This is a genomic window from Nonomuraea sp. MTCD27, assembly GCF_041950495.1.
GTDB lineage: Bacteria > Actinomycetota > Actinomycetes > Streptosporangiales > Streptosporangiaceae > Nonomuraea.
Window position 1 is genome coordinate 19,565 of sequence record NZ_JBGNUW010000017.1, and the last position, 14,920, is coordinate 34,484.

The following is a 14,920-nucleotide window of genomic DNA, read 5'->3' on the forward strand; positions in this document are numbered from 1 at the left end:
CCCGGGCCCGATGGGCCGATCCCGTGGACGGTGCGGCTACGCGCGCCAGTCGGTGCCGTTGCCGTTCCCGTCGTAGCCGAGCAGCCGCATGGCCTTGTCCGGCTCCATCGCCGCGGCCAGGAGCTGGGCTCGGGCGTTGGCCGTGTCGCGCTCCTGCTCGGCCCTGGCCTGCGCCGCGCGTACGCCCTTGATCGCGACGAACGCCAGCCCGCCGCCGACGATCGCCGCGACGATCACGACGAACAGCAGGAGCAGCAGCCCCGGCGAGGCCACCGGAGACGAGCCGGCCACGTTGGCGCCGTTGCCGCCCGCCAGCGTGCCCGTCACCGCCAGGGCGGCGATGATGGACAGCACGACCAGCCCCAGCAGGCTGGCGACGACCAGCCAGATCCGGCCGACAACCCTGCGCCGCGCCGGCGCGGCGGCCGGCGCGGGTGTGCCCACCACCACGGGCACCGGCGTGGCAGCCGCCGGAGCCACCCCGGAGACGGGCGCGGGAGCGGCGGCCGCCCACGGCACGAACTCGGGCCGGTCGGCAGGCTCAGCCGGCCTGTCGTGCGCGACCGACCCGTCATGCACGACCGGCCCGTCATGCGCAACCGACCCGTCATGCGCGACCGGCGACGACCCGCCCGTCGCGGGCGGCCCCGCCGCCGTGGGCGACGCCGGGGAGCCCGCCGGCAACGGCGGCCCGTAGGGGGCGGGTGGCTGGATCACCGGATGGCCCTGGATGACCGCCGGCGGGCCAGGCGGCATCGCGCGGGCGGCCTTGAGGCCCGATCCGCCGAAGCCGACCGGCACCGCCTCGACCCGCTCCCCCGCGTTCCCCGGCAGGTCGCGCTCGATGTGGCTGTGCTCCTTGTGCGCCCTGGCCGCGTCGCGGTGGTAGTCCTCCAGCTCCCGGTAGAGCTCGTCGGAGGCGTAGACGGTGCCGTCGATGAGCGGCCCGGGCTCGCGCCGGATGATGGCGACCACGTCGTCGCCGTTGAGCGTCTTGTGCGTCTCCAGCGCGTGCGCCAGGCAGAGCACCTCCCTGCGGTGCTCCTGCAGCAGCGCCTCGGTCTTCTCCAGCAGCCGGACGAGGTTGAACTCGATGCGCTCGCCGAGCACGTCGGGCGTCAGGTCGGGCTGGTTCCGGGCCGGCTCCCTATCGGTGATGCCGATGGAGCCGCCCGGGCCGCGCTTGCGCATGGCCTTGCCGCCCATGATCTCCAGCTCCTGGAGCGCGGGCAGCGAGGTGACGCCGGAGCCCATGCCCCAGTACGACTCCATCATGGCGGTCAGGTAGGTGGCCGAGTAGAGGTCGCCGGAGACGCCCGAGGAGTTGTCCTCACCGAAGAACATGCGCTCGCCGGCCAGCGAGGCCAGGGAGACCATGATGTCGGCCTCGTGCTCGGACTTCCACCGGGTGAACTGGTCCTCGGGCTTGATCGAGGCGACCATGCCCAGGTAGTCGGCGCCCTTCTCGATGGTGGCGATGTCGATCTCGAGGTGGAAGCGGGTCACGTACGCCACGACGGCGTGGCAGGCCTCGTGCACGGCCACGGCGTGCCGCTCGCGCTCGATGTACTCGACGTCCTCGGGCGGGCCGAGCTGCTTGAGCCGCTTGGCGCGCAGCACGTCCGACCAGGTGATGATCTCCCGCCCGTCCCTGATGGCGGTGATGAGCGACTCGTTGACCAGGTCCTTGATCGTGGCGCCGGTCGCGTACGGGGTGATCGTGGCCAGCTTGTCGATCTGCTCCGGCGTGAGCTCGTGCCACACCTTGTCGAAATAGCCCTGGTACGTCCGCACCCGCCCCGCCTTGGACGGGTAGCCGACCTTGTAGATGCGGTCGATGCGGCCCGGCCGCAGCAGCGCCTCGTCCAGCGCGTCCGGCCGGTTGGTGGCCATCATGACGAGGATGCGGTATTTGGGCGGCGGCTTCGGCCGCATCCCGAGCAGCCGCCGCACGAGGCGGTTGAAGAACCCGCGCGGCTTCTTGAGCCCGGACAGCTCGGTGAGCAGCGCCTGCAGCGTGCCGGGGTCGCCGCTGCCGTTCATGCCGCCGCCCATGAAGAAGCGGTTGCGCCTGCCGGGCTCCTCCTCGGCCGGATGCCCGCCGCGGAAGGCCAGCACCTGGCGGGTCTCCTCGGTCAGGTAGCTCAGGCCGTGGCAGCCGTGGTGGCCGGAGAACTCGGAGAAGCCGCCGCCCTGGCCGGGCGGGCCCTGCTGGGCGAGGCGGCCGCGCTTGCCGAGGGAGTCGGCCTCGTCGAAGAAGACGATCACGCCGCCGTACCGGAGGGCCAGCTTGCGCAGCTTCCTGAACAGCCCCTTGACCTTGAGGATGCCGACGCCCATGAACATGTTCGTGAACGCGCCCGGATCCACGAACACGTACGGCTTGCCGGTCTCGCCGGCCACGGCCTCGGCCATGAGGGTCTTGCCGGTGCCCGGCGGGCCCCACAGCAGCAGGCCGCTGGGGACGTACCCGCCGCGTCGCTCGATCTCGTCGGGCCGCTCCAGGAAGACGATGTTCTCCTGGACCCGCTCGACCACGTGGTCCTGCCCCCACACGTCGCGGAAGCGGGTCTTGATGTCGTCGGGGAAGTACGTCTCGACGCCGCCCCTGGACAGGAACCAGAACAGGCCCACGAACTGGATGATGACGAAGAAGAACAGGAAGACGATCTGCAGGAAGAACGGCAGCGCCTGCCAGATGAGCGCCGGCGCCTGCAGCAGCGCGGCGAACGGGCTGACGTCCAGCACCGCACCCAGCACCAGCGCGGTCAGCGTGATGAAGAAGGCGATCTTCAGCGCCCGTGCGAGGCGGAAGCGCGTCCAGTCGTCGAAGCGGCGGTGCGTCCAGCGCTCGAAGCCGCCGAAGACCTTCTGGCTCCAGAAGCGGTGGTAGGCCGACCAGTGCTCGCTGACGAAGAAGTGCAGCTGCCGCAGCACCTCCGCGCCGAGCAGCCAGAAGATCCACTGGTAGGCGTACGCGATCTGCTGCGCCGCCTCGGGAAAGGTGACGACGCCCTCGAAGTCCGCCATCACCTTCCACGTGAGGATGAGGTAGGCCAGGACGAGGACGATGAGGAACTTGCTCCGATCCCAGAACTGCATCTTCTTCCTGGTCACGGATTCGGGATCGGAGGGCCCGCTGCCGGGGGCACGCAGCCCTTCATGCTGATTGGTCGTGGTCAATGATGCTCCCTCATCCGGGCAGCCGGAGCAGCTTGAACGAACTCGCGATCTTCTCGAACTCGGCGGCGCGCTTCCGGAAACAGACCGACTGGCAGCCGATGAGCATGACGGAGACCGTCCCGCCCTTCTCGTCGAGGATGGCGGTGTGGTCGAAGGTCTGGACGTCGTTGCCGATCTGGTAGTTGAAGCGGACGTGCACGCCCCTGGCGCCCTGGTCCAGGAGCAGGACCTCGTCGCTGATGGGCTCGAAACCGTTGAACATCGGCGCCTGCCCGCCCGCCGCGGCCTGCTGCGCGTAGAGCATGCGCATCTGCTCGGTCACCGGCAGGATGAAGTCGCGCAGCCGGTTCAGGGAGATCGAGTCGCGTTGCTCCTCGGTGAGCTGGTGCACGGTGGCGTAGACGAACGGTTCCGGCGAGCCGAGCAGGTGGTTGACCGACGGATCCGTCGACTGGTCGAAGGCCGTCGACCAGACCCGCTGGGCGCGCAGCAGCGCCGCCTGCGAGTTGGGGTGGTCACCCGACAGATACAGCTCGATGGGATAGGCGTCGAGTTGGGTGAACGAAGCGGGCACCTTGAAGTAGGTCGTGCCACCCTTGTCACGTACGTAGGTGAACTCCGGCTGTCCGCACGCGGACAGCATCAGGACCGCGCCCATGAGCGCGATCAAAGCCCGTGCCTTTTTCACCAGGGCTTACCTCCGCTTTACGGACCAACGGAGTGGTTGTGCCCGCTTTCAGGAGGAATGAGCCCGATGGGCGGCGAAAAATCTTGACCAAATCTTGGCCGTCCATTGGCTTTACTTGTTACAGATCAAAAAGCCGTCCGCGCCGGGTCTGTGGCGCGCCGCTACAACGTTCATGCAACCTCCATTGGTTCAACTCAGGAAGTAGCGAAAGATATGAGGATCCCTACCGCCACCCCCGGAGCGAACAATGACAGAACCCGCGATGGAGACCGTGGACTCCTTCGGCATGACGGCTGAGCGCCAGTTCGCCGATGTCTGGTCACGGTCTGTCCTGTCGATCAGGGAGCGCCGCCTGCTCCTCATCGGGCTGCTCGTCGGCCAGGGACTGCACGAGATGACGGACGTCCAGCTCGACGCCGGCCTGCGCGCCGGGGACCTGAGCGAGAACGAGCTGCGGGAGGTGGTGGTCTTCCTGACCCACTACGCGGGCTGGGCCCGGGGCGCGAAGCTGAACGACCAGGTGGAGGACCTGATCGAGCGGATCAGGCAGCCTCGATCCGATAGAGCGGACCCTGCAGGCTGAGCGCGTAGAGCTCGCCGTCGGGGCCCTCGCCGAACGACGAGAGCTGATCCACCTTGCCCACCTCGGCCGCGGCCTTGAGATCGTCCACGGGCGCGGCCCTGACCCATCCGGCGCAGAAGTCGCCGTACAGGAACTGCCCCTGCAACCAGGGGATCTTCTGGCCGCGGTAGACGTGGCCGGCGATCACCGAGCAGTTGCCGCCCTCGTGCAGGGGATAGACGATCACCGGGTCGACCAGGTCACCGGCCTTGCCGTCGCGGAAGGGCTGCTTGCCCTCGCGCAGGTTCCAGCCGTAGTTCTCGCCGCCCTCCGAACCGGCCGGCTGGTAGTCGACCTCCTCCCAGGCGTTCTGCCCGACGTCGCCGATCCACAGGTCGCCGGTGGAGCGGTCGAAGCTGAAGCGCCAGGGGTTGCGCAGGCCGTAGGCCCAGATCTCCGGACGTGCCCCCTCCTTGCCGACGAACGGGTTGTCCTCCGGCACGGTGTACGGCTTCCCGCGCGGGTCGATGCGCAGGATCTTGCCCAGCAGCGTGCCCAGGTCCTGGCCGTTGCCCTCCGGGTCGCCCGCGCTGCCGCCGTCGCCGAGCGCGATGTAGAGGTGGCCGTCGGGGCCGAAGGCGAGCTGGCCGCCGTTGTGGTTGGCGTACGGCTGGTCCTGGGTGAGCACGTCGCGCCTGGCGGTGGCCCGGGTGCCGTCGTAGGCCCACTCGGTGACGTGGGTGTGGCCGTTGGCGTCGGTCCAGTCGAGGTAGACCCAGCGGCCCGAGGGGTGGAACGCGACGCCGAGCAGTCCCTGCTCGTTGCCCGTGCTCACCTCGCCGGACAGGTCGATCACCGTGTCGCCGCCGGAGGTGCGCAGCCGGCCGGTCTGCTCGGCGACGTAGAGCCGGTCGTCGCCCTTGCGCACGGCGAAGGCCACCGGCTGCTCCAGCTTGGCGATCTCCGTGAAGCGCAGCTCACCCCGCTCGGGCGGCGGGGTCACGCCGGGAGAGGGGGTGGCGTCGGGAGACGGCGCGGGAGACGGGGACACCGCGGAAGCGGTCGAGACCGCCTCGGCGGGTGGCCGGGCGGTCGAGCAGGCGGTGAGTGCCACGAGGAGCGACACGATAAGCGACACGGCCACGACGAGGCGCACACCGTTCATCCTGCCATGAACGTTATGGTTCAGGCATGCCTACCGCACTGATCACTGGAGCGACCGCCGGCCTCGGCGCCGCCTTCGCCCGGCGCCTGGCCGCCGACGCGTTTTCGCTCGTCCTCGTGGCGCGGGACGAGCTCCGCCTCGCCCAGGCCGCCGACCAGCTCAAGCTCAGGTACGGCGTGGACGTCGAGGTGCTGCCCGCCGACCTGGCCACCGAGGAGGGCCTGGCCAGGGTCGAGGCGCGGCTCCGTGACCCGGCTCGCGGCGTCGACCTGCTGGTGAACAACGCCGGGTTCGGCAACGCGGGCCACTTCCCGAACGTGCCGGTCGCGAACGAGGTGCGCATGCTCAAGGTGCACTGCGAGGCAGTGCTGCGGCTGACGCTGGCGGCACTGCCCGGCATGCGGGAGCGCGACCGGGGCGCGATCGTGAACGTGGCGTCGGTGGCCGCGTTCTTCACCCGGGGCACCTACAGCGCGTCCAAGGCGTGGGTGGTGAACTTCAGCGAGTCCGCCGCGCACGAGGTGGGCAACCCGCGCATCAGGATCATGGCGCTGTGCCCCGGTTTCGTGCGGACCGAGTTCCACCGGCGGGCCTCGATGGACACCTCGGGCATCCCCGGGTTCCTGTGGCTGAAGGCCGAGGACGTGGTCCGCGAGGCCATGCGCGACCTGGCGCTGGGCAAGCGCGTGTCGGTGCCGGACTTCCGTTACAAGGCCATCGTGGCGGTCGGCCGCCTCGTGCCGCGCGGCCTGCAGTCCATGGTGTCGTCGCGGATCGGCCGCTGACCTTCCGCGGCAAAGGAACGGGCCCCCGCCGCGGGAGGGGGTCGCGGTGGGGGCCCGAGCGGCCGTGAGCTGGGCTCACGGCCGGGAATCAGGAGTCAGGGGTGCTCAGCGGTTGGCCTCGTGGCCGATCGCCAGGCCGGAGGACGGGTCGAAGAAGTGCAGGTTGTGCGTGTCGAGGACCAGGTCGATGTTCTGGCCGGGACGCACGTGGCTGCGGGCGTTGACGCGGGCGGTCCACAGGGACTTGTCGCCCACGAGCGGCAGCGCGGCCTCCTCGTCGTCACCGGTGTCGGCGGCGGCGACGGTGTCCTTGTGCTCGACCGGCGGGGCGTCGATCAGGAACAGGACGTTGATCTCGGAGCCCAGCTCCTCGGTGACCTCCGCCTTGACGGGCAGCGTGGCCCAGCCGTTGGCGTGGGTGCCGGCCGAGGTGGCGTCCTCGAAGTCGGAGGGGCGGATGCCGAGGATGATCTTCTTGCCGACGTACTGGTCGAGGCCCGGCTTGTCGGTGAACGTCGAGTCGGGGATCGGCAGCTTGATGTCGGCGAAGGTCACGGCGGCGCCGCCGTCGCGGACGAGCTCGGCGGTGACGAAGTTCATCGACGGGGAGCCCATGAAGCCGGCCACGAACAGGTTGACGGGCTTGTCGAACAGGTTCTGCGGGGTGTCGACCTGCTGGAGCAGACCGTCGCGCAGGACGCAGACGCGGTCGCCCAGGGTCATGGCCTCGACCTGGTCGTGGGTGACGTACACGGTGGTGACGCCGAGGCGCTCGTGCAGCGTGTTGAGGGAGGCGCGCATGGAGACGCGGAGCTTGGCGTCCAGGTTGGACAGCGGCTCGTCCATGAGGAAGGCCTGCGGCTCACGCACGATGGCGCGGCCCATGGCGACACGCTGGCGCTGACCACCGGAGAGGGCGGCCGGCTTGCGCTTGAGGTAGGTGTCCAGACCGAGCATCTTGGCGGCTTCGCCGACGCGCTTCTGGATCTCCGCCTTCGGCATCTTGCGGAGCTTGAGGCCGAAGGCGAGGTTCTCCTCGACCGTCATGTGCGGGTAGAGCGCGTAGTTCTGGAAGACCATCGCGATGTCGCGGTCTTTGGGCGGGAGGTGGTTGACGACCTTGTCGCCGATCGAGATCTCGCCGCCGCTGATGTCCTCAAGGCCGGCGATCATCCGGAGCGCGGTCGACTTACCGCAACCGGACGGGCCGACCAGCACCATGAACTCGCCATCCTTGATCTCAAGGTTGAGCCCGTTCACGGCCTTTACGCCACCGGCGTAGATCTTGTCGACGTTCGTCAGAACGATGGATGCCATGACATTCCTTCGCGCTCCAGGGCTGTGGCCCGGACGTTGGTACAGAGTCCCACTCACGTGGATACGTTTTCAAGCATCTCACCCGAAACGGACATCGGTGTCAAGGGTTACCGCGTGACCAGCCGTTGTCAGCGCGCCCGTCTTCCGATTTTCCTGGAACCATGATGGAATCGTTTCCATGGAGCGGCGGGCGACGATCAAGGATGTGGCCGAGGCGGCCGGCGTGGGCGTCGCGACCGTGTCCCGGGTGCTGTCGGGCGGCTCGGCCAGCCCGCAGACGCGGGAGCGCGTCCTGGCCGTCGCCGCCCAGCTCGACTACCGCCCCAGCGCCCTGGGCCGCAACCTGCGCCAGCGCCGCACGGGCGGCATGGGCCTGCTCGTCCCCGACCTGACCGACACCTTCCACGCCCAGCTCGCCGAGGGCGTGCTCGCCTGTGCCCGCTCGGCCGGCGAGCCGGTCGTGCTCGGCTCCACGGGCGGCGACCCCGAGCAGGAGTCCGAGCTGATCGGCATGCTCCTGGAGCAGAGCGTCGACCGCCTCATCGCCGTCCCGTCCGGCGACGTGGAGACCTGGGCCCCGGCGATCCGCGCGGGCATGACGGTGGTCTTCGCCGACCACCTGCCGCCCGGCCCGGCCGTCGGCGACGATCCGGCCGCGACGGCGATGACCGACCTCATGCGCCTGGACGGCCTGCCCTCCGCCCCGCAGCCGCGCCCGCTGGACGTGCCGTCCGTGGTGGCCGACGACCGGGCGGGCATCCGTACGGCGGTCCGCTACCTGCGCGGCCTGGGCCACAAGCGCATCGCCTTCATCGGCGGCCCCGGCCAGGACCGGCGGGTGGCGGCGTTCCGGGAGGCGGTGGGCTCGCCGGTGGACGAGGAGCTGGTCGTGTTCGGCACGGGCAGCCGCGACTCGGCCTACGCCGCCGCCTCCGGCCTGTTCCAGAGCCGTCCCGACCTGACGGCGGTGCTCGCCGGGGGCAACGTGCTCGGGGAGGCGGCGGTGCTGGCGGCCAGGGAGCTGGACCTGCGGGTGCCCCGGGACGTGTCGCTGGTGATGTACGACGACGTGCCCTGGGCCGAGCTCTGCTCCCCGCCCCTGACGGTGATCGCCCAGCCGGGCCGCGACATGGGCTACCGAGCGGCCGAGCTGGTCCTGCGCTCCGGCGGCCGCCGCCCGCGCGGCGTCGTCCTGCCCACGGAGCTCATCATCCGCGGCAGCTGCGCCCCCCGCCGCTGAGCCCCGTCACCCCTCGTTCCCTCCCTCCCGGAGGATCCACGCCGAAGTGCGCGCGGAGGTCCGCCCCTGTCATCCCTCGTTCCTTCCGTCCCGGATGACCCACGCCGAAGTGCGAAGGGACGGGAGGGTGCGGGTAAGGGGTGGCGGAAAGGCTAGGGGCCGGTGGTGAGGACGGCGGCGGCGCCGCGCAGGAGCTCGGCGCGCAGGTCGGCGGCGGGCACGTCGGGGAGCTGGGTGATCGGATCCGTGACGGCGGCCAGCGCCTGCGCCGCGCGCACCCGCCGCCGCCAGTCCGGGTCCGGGCCCGCCAGCAGGTCGACGGCGCGGTTCATGAGACCGACCACCCGGGACATCGTCTCGGTCGTCTCGTCCCCGTAGACGGAGGCGTCGCGCAGGAGCAGGACCATGGTCTCCCGGTGGGCCAGCATGACGTCGAGGCAGCCCTCCAGCACCCGCCGCCGCACCTCCGCCGGCCCGATGCCCGCGGACGCCTGCTCGCTCGCCGCCTCGATCGCCGCTTCCAGCTCGTCGATCGGCGGCCCCACCAGGCTGGCCAGCAGCTCGCTCTTGCTGCGGAAGTGGTGGTAGAGCGACGGCTTGGTGATGCCGACGCGGGCGGCGATGTCGCGCATGGAGGCCGCGCGGTAGGTCTGCGCGGTGAACAGCTCCCGCGCCGTCTCGATGATCCGAGACCTCGTGTCGCCACCCGGCTCGTCCCTGGTCAACGTCGCCTCCTCCTCATCATTACCGCGCCAGCCTAACATCCCTACCTACCGGTCGGTTGCCAACCTTCCGGTCGGTAGGCTAGCGTCGAAGCTCCCTACCGACCGGAAGGTCGGGAAGATCGAAAGGAGTGCCCGATGACGTTGGCAGAGGGTGTGGTGGCACCGGGGTTCGAGCCGGTGCGGGAGGCGTTCGAGCGGAACTTCGCGGACGGCGGGGAGGTGGGCGCCGGGCTCACCGTCTACCGGCACGGCGAGCCGGTGGTCGACCTCTGGGGCGGCTGGGCCGACCCCGCGTCGCGCCGCCCCTGGCGCCGCGACACGATCGCTCCCCTCGCCTCCACCTGCAAGACCTTCGCCTCCGGCGCGCTCCTGCTGCTCGCCGAGCGGGGCCGGGTCGATCTGGAGGCGCCGGTGGCGCGCTACTGGCCGGAGTTCGCGGGGCAAGGCAAGGACGGGATCACCGTACGCACGCTGCTCGGCCACCGAGCGGGGCTGCCGAGCCTGCACATGCGCCCGATCACCTGGGAGGACCTGCGGGACTGGACACCGATCACCGAGGCCCTCGCGGCGGCGGCCCCCGAATGGCCGCCGGGCACCGCGCACGGCTACCACGGCGTGACCATCGGCCATCTCGCCGGCGAGATCGTCCGCCGGGTCTCCGGGCTCACCCTGAGCGAGTTCCTGGCCAGGGAGATCACCGGGCCGCTCGGGCTGGACTGCTACGTCCGCGTGCCGGACGCGGCGATGCCGCGGCTGGCCACGATGGTGGTCCCCGACGCGGAGGCGGTGCGCCTGGGCATGGAGGTGCCGGAGCTGGCCGAGTTCGTCGAGGCGTTGCACGACCCCGGCACCCTGACGTACCGGGCCCTGTACGGCAGCGTCGCCATCGGCTGGGACACGACCAACGAGCGGCGCACGTACGAGGTCGAGAGCCCGTCCATGGACGGCGTCGCCTCGGCCCACTCCCTGGCGCGCTACTTCGCCGCCCTGATCGGCGAGGTCGGCGGCGTCCGGCTGCTGAGCCGGGACCTCCTCGACCGGGTGCGCACCCCGCAGGCCGACGGGATCGACCGGATCCTGCGGGTGCGCACCGCCTGGGGCATCGGGTTCGCGGTGCCGGGCGGCCCGTTCTGGCCCGCTCCCGAGCACCTCACCGGACTGTTCGGCCAGAGCGGCGCCACCGGCTCCTTCGCCTTCGCCGACCCGGACCGCGGCCTGGCCTTCGGCTACGTGCCCAACCGCGGCTCCGAGCTGCTGGAAGGCGGCGACTTCCGGGTCCGTACGCTGATCGAGGCCCTCTACCGGGCCCCGCTGTAGCGGCGCGGCAGGATCATCACAGGGTTGTCGTCGAGGATCACGTCCGGCGGGCCGAACTGCGCCGCGACCTCCCTGATCTCCGGCTCGTCGAGCATCAGCAGCCGCCCCTGCTCCACGAACAGCTCCCCGTCCACGACCACGGTCGGCCGGTCCACCTGGCAGTCGCAGTGGGCGAAGCCGGGCCCCGACTTGACCGGCACGCCGTCGGTCAGGCCGTCGAGGCCGCAGTAGAACGCCCCGGCGTGCTTCTCCCGCTCGAACTGCGTGCCGCCGGACAGGCGCACCTTCGGGTTCAGCCCGAACAGGCCGTGCCGCATGTAGAAGCCGCCGGGACAGTAGCGGCGCAGCTGCTCGGCGGCGACCCCGCCCTCGACCTTGCGGACCAGGTTGCCTTCGAGCGTGATGCGCAGGGGCTCCTCCGGCACGCCGGTGACCGTGGAGTCCTCGACGACGAGCACGCCCTCGGTGTCGGTCGGCCAGAAGTTGGCGCCCCCGTACGGGAAGGGCCGCCAGTCGCCGGGCCGCAGCGCGCCCGGGTCGGGGTCGAAGGTCAGTCCGGAGAACGTCACGTCGGTCCCGCGCCCGGACGTCACCCGGATCGACGTCGCCGCGGACAGCTGCCGCAGCGCCCGCCGCAGCAGCGCGTAGAAGACCTCGGCGGGCAGCCGGCCGCCGGTCAGCAGCGCGCCGGCCGTGGCGGTCATGTGCAGGGACAGGAAGCGGGAGGAGCGGGACTTGATCTGGTCGAAGAACAGCGGCGCCGTGTGCACCTCGCCCCACCAGGTGCCGCTGATCACGACGTCGGCCTCGTGGAAGGCGGCCGTCTCGATCCCCAGCGGTGCCTCCCGGTCCCACCCGCCGGCGCTGAACGGCGGCACCGACAGGATGCGCACGTCCGCGTCCCGCAGGGCCGCCGCCGCGGCGATGGCCTGGACGACGACCGGATCCACGGTGTGCTCCATCAGCAGCAGGACACGCTCACCGGGTGCGAGCCGCACGTATTCGCACAGATTGCGCACGCCGGGCATCAACTCGACGATCGAGTACGGGGCCGCGGCCGGCTCGGCGACGTAGGTGAAGGGCGATCCGGCGTACGGGTTGATCGTCATGCGCGCTCCCTGCGTGACGTGCGGCGAGTGTCCCGGCCGGCGGCGGGCCGGCCGACAACGTAGAGCGGTACCCAGCGCGCGCTGCGGCACCGCCCGCCTTTCCCATCCCCTGACCTGCCAATACAGTCCCCTTTGTGCTTTTCGGCAGATCGGCGGAGACCGCCGCCATCGACGACGTGATCTCCCGGGCCCGCGACGGAGCCGGCGCGGCCCTCGTGCTGCGCGGCGAGGCGGGCGTGGGCAAGACGGCCCTGCTCGACCTGGCCGCCTCCCGGGGCGGCTCCATGCGGGTGCTCAGGACGACCGGCGTCGAGCCCGAGTCCGACCTGGCCTTCGCCGCCCTGCACCAGCTGCTGCGGCCGGTGGCCGGGCTGCTGGACCCGCTGCCGGAGCCGCAGCGCGAGGCCGTGCGCGGGGCGCTCGGTCTGGCCGGGTCCGCGTCCGGGGACCGGTTCCTGCTGGCGGCGGGGGTGCTGTCGCTGCTGGCCGAGGCCGCCGCGCCGGACGGGCTGATCTGCGTGGTGGACGACTTCCAGTGGGTGGACCGGGCCTCGGCGGACGCGCTGCTGTTCGCCGCCCGTCGGCTGGGCACGGAGCGGATCGCGATGCTCCTGGCCGTACGGGGGGACGCGCCGGTGAAGGGGGTGCCCTCGGTGGATCTCGGCGGCCTGCCGGAACCGGCGGCGACCGAACTGCTGGAGGCGGGCGCCGGCGAGCGGCCCGGGCCCACGGCGGGCGCGTCGGGCGCCGGGGTCGCGGCGGGGGTCAAGCGGGAGCTCGTGGCGCTGACCAGGGGAAACCCGCTGGCCCTGCGCGAGACCGTACGGCTGCTGAGTCCCGGGCAGCTCGCCGGCCGTGAGCCGCTGCCGGACCCGCTGCCCGGCGGCAGCCGGCTCTTCGGCGACCAGGTCGCCGCGCTGCCGGAGCCGGCCCGGCTGGTCGCCCTGCTCGCGGCCGTCGAAGGCGACCTCGACCTGGTGCTGCGCGCCGCGGCCCGGATGGGCGCGGACCGGGCGGCGCTGCACGAGCTGGAGGCGGCCGGGCTCGCGCACATCGCCGGCCCGGCCGTGCGCTTCCGCCACCCCCTCATCCGCTCGGCCGTCCACGAGGCCGCGACCCCGGCGGCCCGCCGCGAGGCGCACGCCGTGCTGGCGGAACTCGCCGACGGCGACCGCCGCGCCTGGCACCTGGCGGCCGCCGCACTCGGCCAGGACGAGGGCGTCGCCGCCGCGCTGGCCGAGACCGCCGCCCGGGCCCGCGACCGGGGCGGGTACGGCGACGCCGCCACCGCCCTGGTCAGGGCCGCCGAGCTCACCCCGGAGCCGCCGCTCAGGGCGGCCCGCTTGAAGGACGCCGCGGTCGCCGCCTGGCTCGGCGGCCGTCCCGGCCAGGCGGAGTCCCTGCTGGCCGAGGCCCGCGAGCGCGCGGGGGCGGACGCCGCGCTGGGCATGGAGATCGCCCAGCTGCGCGGCCGGTTCGAGCTGAACTCGGGCAGCGCCGCCGAGGCCGTGCGGATCCTGGCCGCCGGCGAGAGCCTGGGCATGCTGGCCGACGCCTCGGAGGCGGCCTCGTACGCGGGCGACACGGCGGCCATCGTGGAGATCGGGCGGCGGGCGCAGGCCTACCCCGAGGGGTTCCTGCGCGACGTGCTGGCGGGCATCGGCGCCATGCTCTCCGGGGCGGCCGGCGGGCACGACCTGCTCAGGCGGGCGCTCGGGCGGACGGACGAGCTGACGGAGGCGGCCGAGTTCCTGTGGGCGTCGGCGGCGGCCAGCTACCTGGGCGAGGCCGACCTGTCGGGCGAGCTGGCCGGGCGGGCCGGCCGGGTGGCCAGGGTGTCGGGGATGGTCGGGCAGCTCCCCGTGGTGCTGGAGTTCGTGGCCACCGGCGAGCGGTTCGCCGGGCGGCTGGCGGAGAGCCGGGCCCTCTCGGAGGAGGGGCTGGAGCTGGCCCGCGAGGCCGGGTACGCCAACACGGTGGCCGCGCACCTGGCCAACCTGGCGGTCCTGGCGGCGCTGCGGGGCGCGGAGGAGGAGTGCCGCCGGCACGCCCGGGAGGCGCTGGCCATCGCCGTCCCCCACCGGGTGGGGCTGCGGGTGGGCGTGGCCGCGTACGCGCTGGCCATGCTGGACCTGGGGCTGGGCCGGTTCGCCGCGGCGCACGACCGGTTCGCCGCGATCGTGGCGGCGGGTCCCGGAGCCGGCCATCCGACCGTGGTGTGGCGCTCGACGCCCGACCGGATCGAGGCCGCCCTGGGCGCGGGCGACGTGGCGGCCGCCGGGGCGGCGCTGGAGGCGTACGAGCGGTGGTCGGCGCACGCGGGCACCGCGGAGTCGCGCGCCCTCCTGGCCCGGTGCCGCGCGATGGTCGCACCCGGCGAGGGCGACTTCGAGGAGGCGCTGCGGCTGCACGCGAACCCGTTCGAGGCGGCCAGGACCGGCCTGCTGCTGGGCGAGCGGCTGCGCCGCGCGCACCGGCCGGGCGAGGCGCGCCCGCACCTGAGGGCGGCCCTGGAGACGTTCCGGCAGGCCGGCGCGGAGCCGTGGGCCCGCCGCGCGCACGGCGAGCTGCGCGCGGCGGGCGAGAGCGCGCAGGACCCGGGCGGCTCGGTGCTGGACGCGCTGACCCCGCAGGAGCGGCGCATCGCCGGGCTGGTCGCCGACGGGCTGTCCAGCAAGGAGATCGCCGCGCAGCTCTTCCTGAGCCCCCGGACGGTCGAGTACCACCTGTACAAGATCTATCCGAAGCTCGGCATCGGTACCCGTACCGAGCTGGCGCGGCTAGTAGTTCTACGGAAGGCGCCCGTGGCCGGACGGGACATGCTCTGAA

The 14,920-nt window shown here is 72.2% G+C and carries 11 protein-coding genes; 5 read left to right on the forward strand and 6 right to left on the reverse strand.

The features are described from left to right. Positions 1 to 36: 36 nt before the first annotated feature. Both ACBJ59_RS40405 and ACBJ59_RS40410 read right to left on the reverse strand, forming a co-directional pair. Positions 37 to 3,183: an AAA family ATPase gene (locus tag ACBJ59_RS40405; RefSeq protein WP_375115405.1), complete on the reverse strand. Its 3,147-nt coding sequence runs from the start codon at positions 3,181 to 3,183 to the stop codon at positions 37 to 39. 10 nt (positions 3,184 to 3,193) lie between these two features. Beyond that, positions 3,194 to 3,871: a hypothetical protein gene (locus ACBJ59_RS40410; RefSeq protein ID WP_364117442.1), complete on the reverse strand. Its 678-nt coding sequence runs from the start codon at positions 3,869 to 3,871 to the stop codon at positions 3,194 to 3,196. Between the two features lie 247 nt (positions 3,872 to 4,118). On the opposite strand from ACBJ59_RS40410, the gene ACBJ59_RS40415 reads away from it, so the two are divergent. Next, a complete protein-coding gene (locus ACBJ59_RS40415) occupies positions 4,119 to 4,454 on the forward strand; it encodes a carboxymuconolactone decarboxylase family protein (protein ID WP_375115406.1) in 336 nt (111 codons plus the stop codon). Here ACBJ59_RS40415 and ACBJ59_RS40420 read toward each other — a convergent pair. Beyond that, a complete protein-coding gene (locus tag ACBJ59_RS40420; protein ID WP_375115407.1) occupies positions 4,414 to 5,598 on the reverse strand; it encodes a PQQ-dependent sugar dehydrogenase in 1,185 nt (394 codons plus the stop codon). The genes ACBJ59_RS40415 and ACBJ59_RS40420 overlap by 41 nt on opposite strands. 26 nt (positions 5,599 to 5,624) lie before the next feature. Between ACBJ59_RS40420 and ACBJ59_RS40425 the strand changes: the two genes are divergently transcribed. Then, entirely contained in the window at positions 5,625 to 6,383 is a 759-nt protein-coding gene (locus ACBJ59_RS40425) for an SDR family NAD(P)-dependent oxidoreductase (protein WP_375115408.1), read from the forward strand. A 105-nt stretch (positions 6,384 to 6,488) separates the two neighbouring features. Here ACBJ59_RS40425 and ACBJ59_RS40430 read toward each other — a convergent pair whose 3' ends face one another. Next, entirely contained in the window at positions 6,489 to 7,700 is a 1,212-nt protein-coding gene (locus ACBJ59_RS40430) for an ABC transporter ATP-binding protein (protein WP_375115409.1), read from the reverse strand. Between the two features lie 178 nt (positions 7,701 to 7,878). On the opposite strand from ACBJ59_RS40430, the gene ACBJ59_RS40435 reads away from it, so the two are divergent. After that, the gene (locus ACBJ59_RS40435; RefSeq protein ID WP_375115410.1) at positions 7,879 to 8,940 is read left to right on the forward strand and encodes a LacI family DNA-binding transcriptional regulator; all 1,062 of its coding nucleotides are present in this window, start codon (positions 7,879 to 7,881) and stop codon (positions 8,938 to 8,940) included. 152 nt (positions 8,941 to 9,092) lie between these two features. On the opposite strand, the gene ACBJ59_RS40440 is transcribed toward ACBJ59_RS40435, so the two are convergent. Next, entirely contained in the window at positions 9,093 to 9,665 is a 573-nt protein-coding gene (locus tag ACBJ59_RS40440; protein WP_375115411.1) for a TetR/AcrR family transcriptional regulator, read from the reverse strand. 135 nt (positions 9,666 to 9,800) lie between these two features. Between ACBJ59_RS40440 and ACBJ59_RS40445 the strand changes: the two genes are divergently transcribed. Continuing rightward, entirely contained in the window at positions 9,801 to 10,982 is a 1,182-nt protein-coding gene (locus tag ACBJ59_RS40445; RefSeq protein ID WP_375115412.1) for a serine hydrolase domain-containing protein, read from the forward strand. Here ACBJ59_RS40445 and ACBJ59_RS40450 read toward each other — a convergent pair. Continuing rightward, a complete protein-coding gene (locus ACBJ59_RS40450; protein WP_375115413.1) occupies positions 10,964 to 12,091 on the reverse strand; it encodes a hypothetical protein in 1,128 nt (375 codons plus the stop codon). The two genes, ACBJ59_RS40445 and ACBJ59_RS40450, sit on opposite strands and share 19 nt — an antisense overlap. Positions 12,092 to 12,225: 134 nt before the next feature. Between ACBJ59_RS40450 and ACBJ59_RS40455 the strand changes: the two genes are divergently transcribed. Then, positions 12,226 to 14,919 (forward strand): LuxR C-terminal-related transcriptional regulator, encoded by a 2,694-nt coding sequence (locus tag ACBJ59_RS40455; RefSeq protein ID WP_375115414.1) that lies wholly within the window; start codon positions 12,226 to 12,228, stop codon positions 14,917 to 14,919. Position 14,920 lies beyond the last annotated feature (1 nt).

Bases quoted from the DNA above. Each gene is read 5' to 3' on its own strand.
- ACBJ59_RS40415 (WP_375115406.1), top strand. From the start codon at position 4,119: ATGACAGAACCCGCGATGGAGACCGTGGACTCCTTCGGCATGACGGCT.
- ACBJ59_RS40420 (WP_375115407.1), bottom strand. From the start codon at position 5,598: ATGAACGGTGTGCGCCTCGTCGTGGCCGTGTCGCTTATCGTGTCGCTC.
- ACBJ59_RS40425 (WP_375115408.1), top strand. From the start codon at position 5,625: ATGCCTACCGCACTGATCACTGGAGCGACCGCCGGCCTCGGCGCCGCC.
- ACBJ59_RS40430 (WP_375115409.1), bottom strand. From the start codon at position 7,700: ATGGCATCCATCGTTCTGACGAACGTCGACAAGATCTACGCCGGTGGC.
- ACBJ59_RS40435 (WP_375115410.1), top strand. From the start codon at position 7,879: ATGGAGCGGCGGGCGACGATCAAGGATGTGGCCGAGGCGGCCGGCGTG.
- ACBJ59_RS40445 (WP_375115412.1), top strand. From the start codon at position 9,801: ATGACGTTGGCAGAGGGTGTGGTGGCACCGGGGTTCGAGCCGGTGCGG.
- ACBJ59_RS40450 (WP_375115413.1), bottom strand. From the start codon at position 12,091: ATGACGATCAACCCGTACGCCGGATCGCCCTTCACCTACGTCGCCGAG.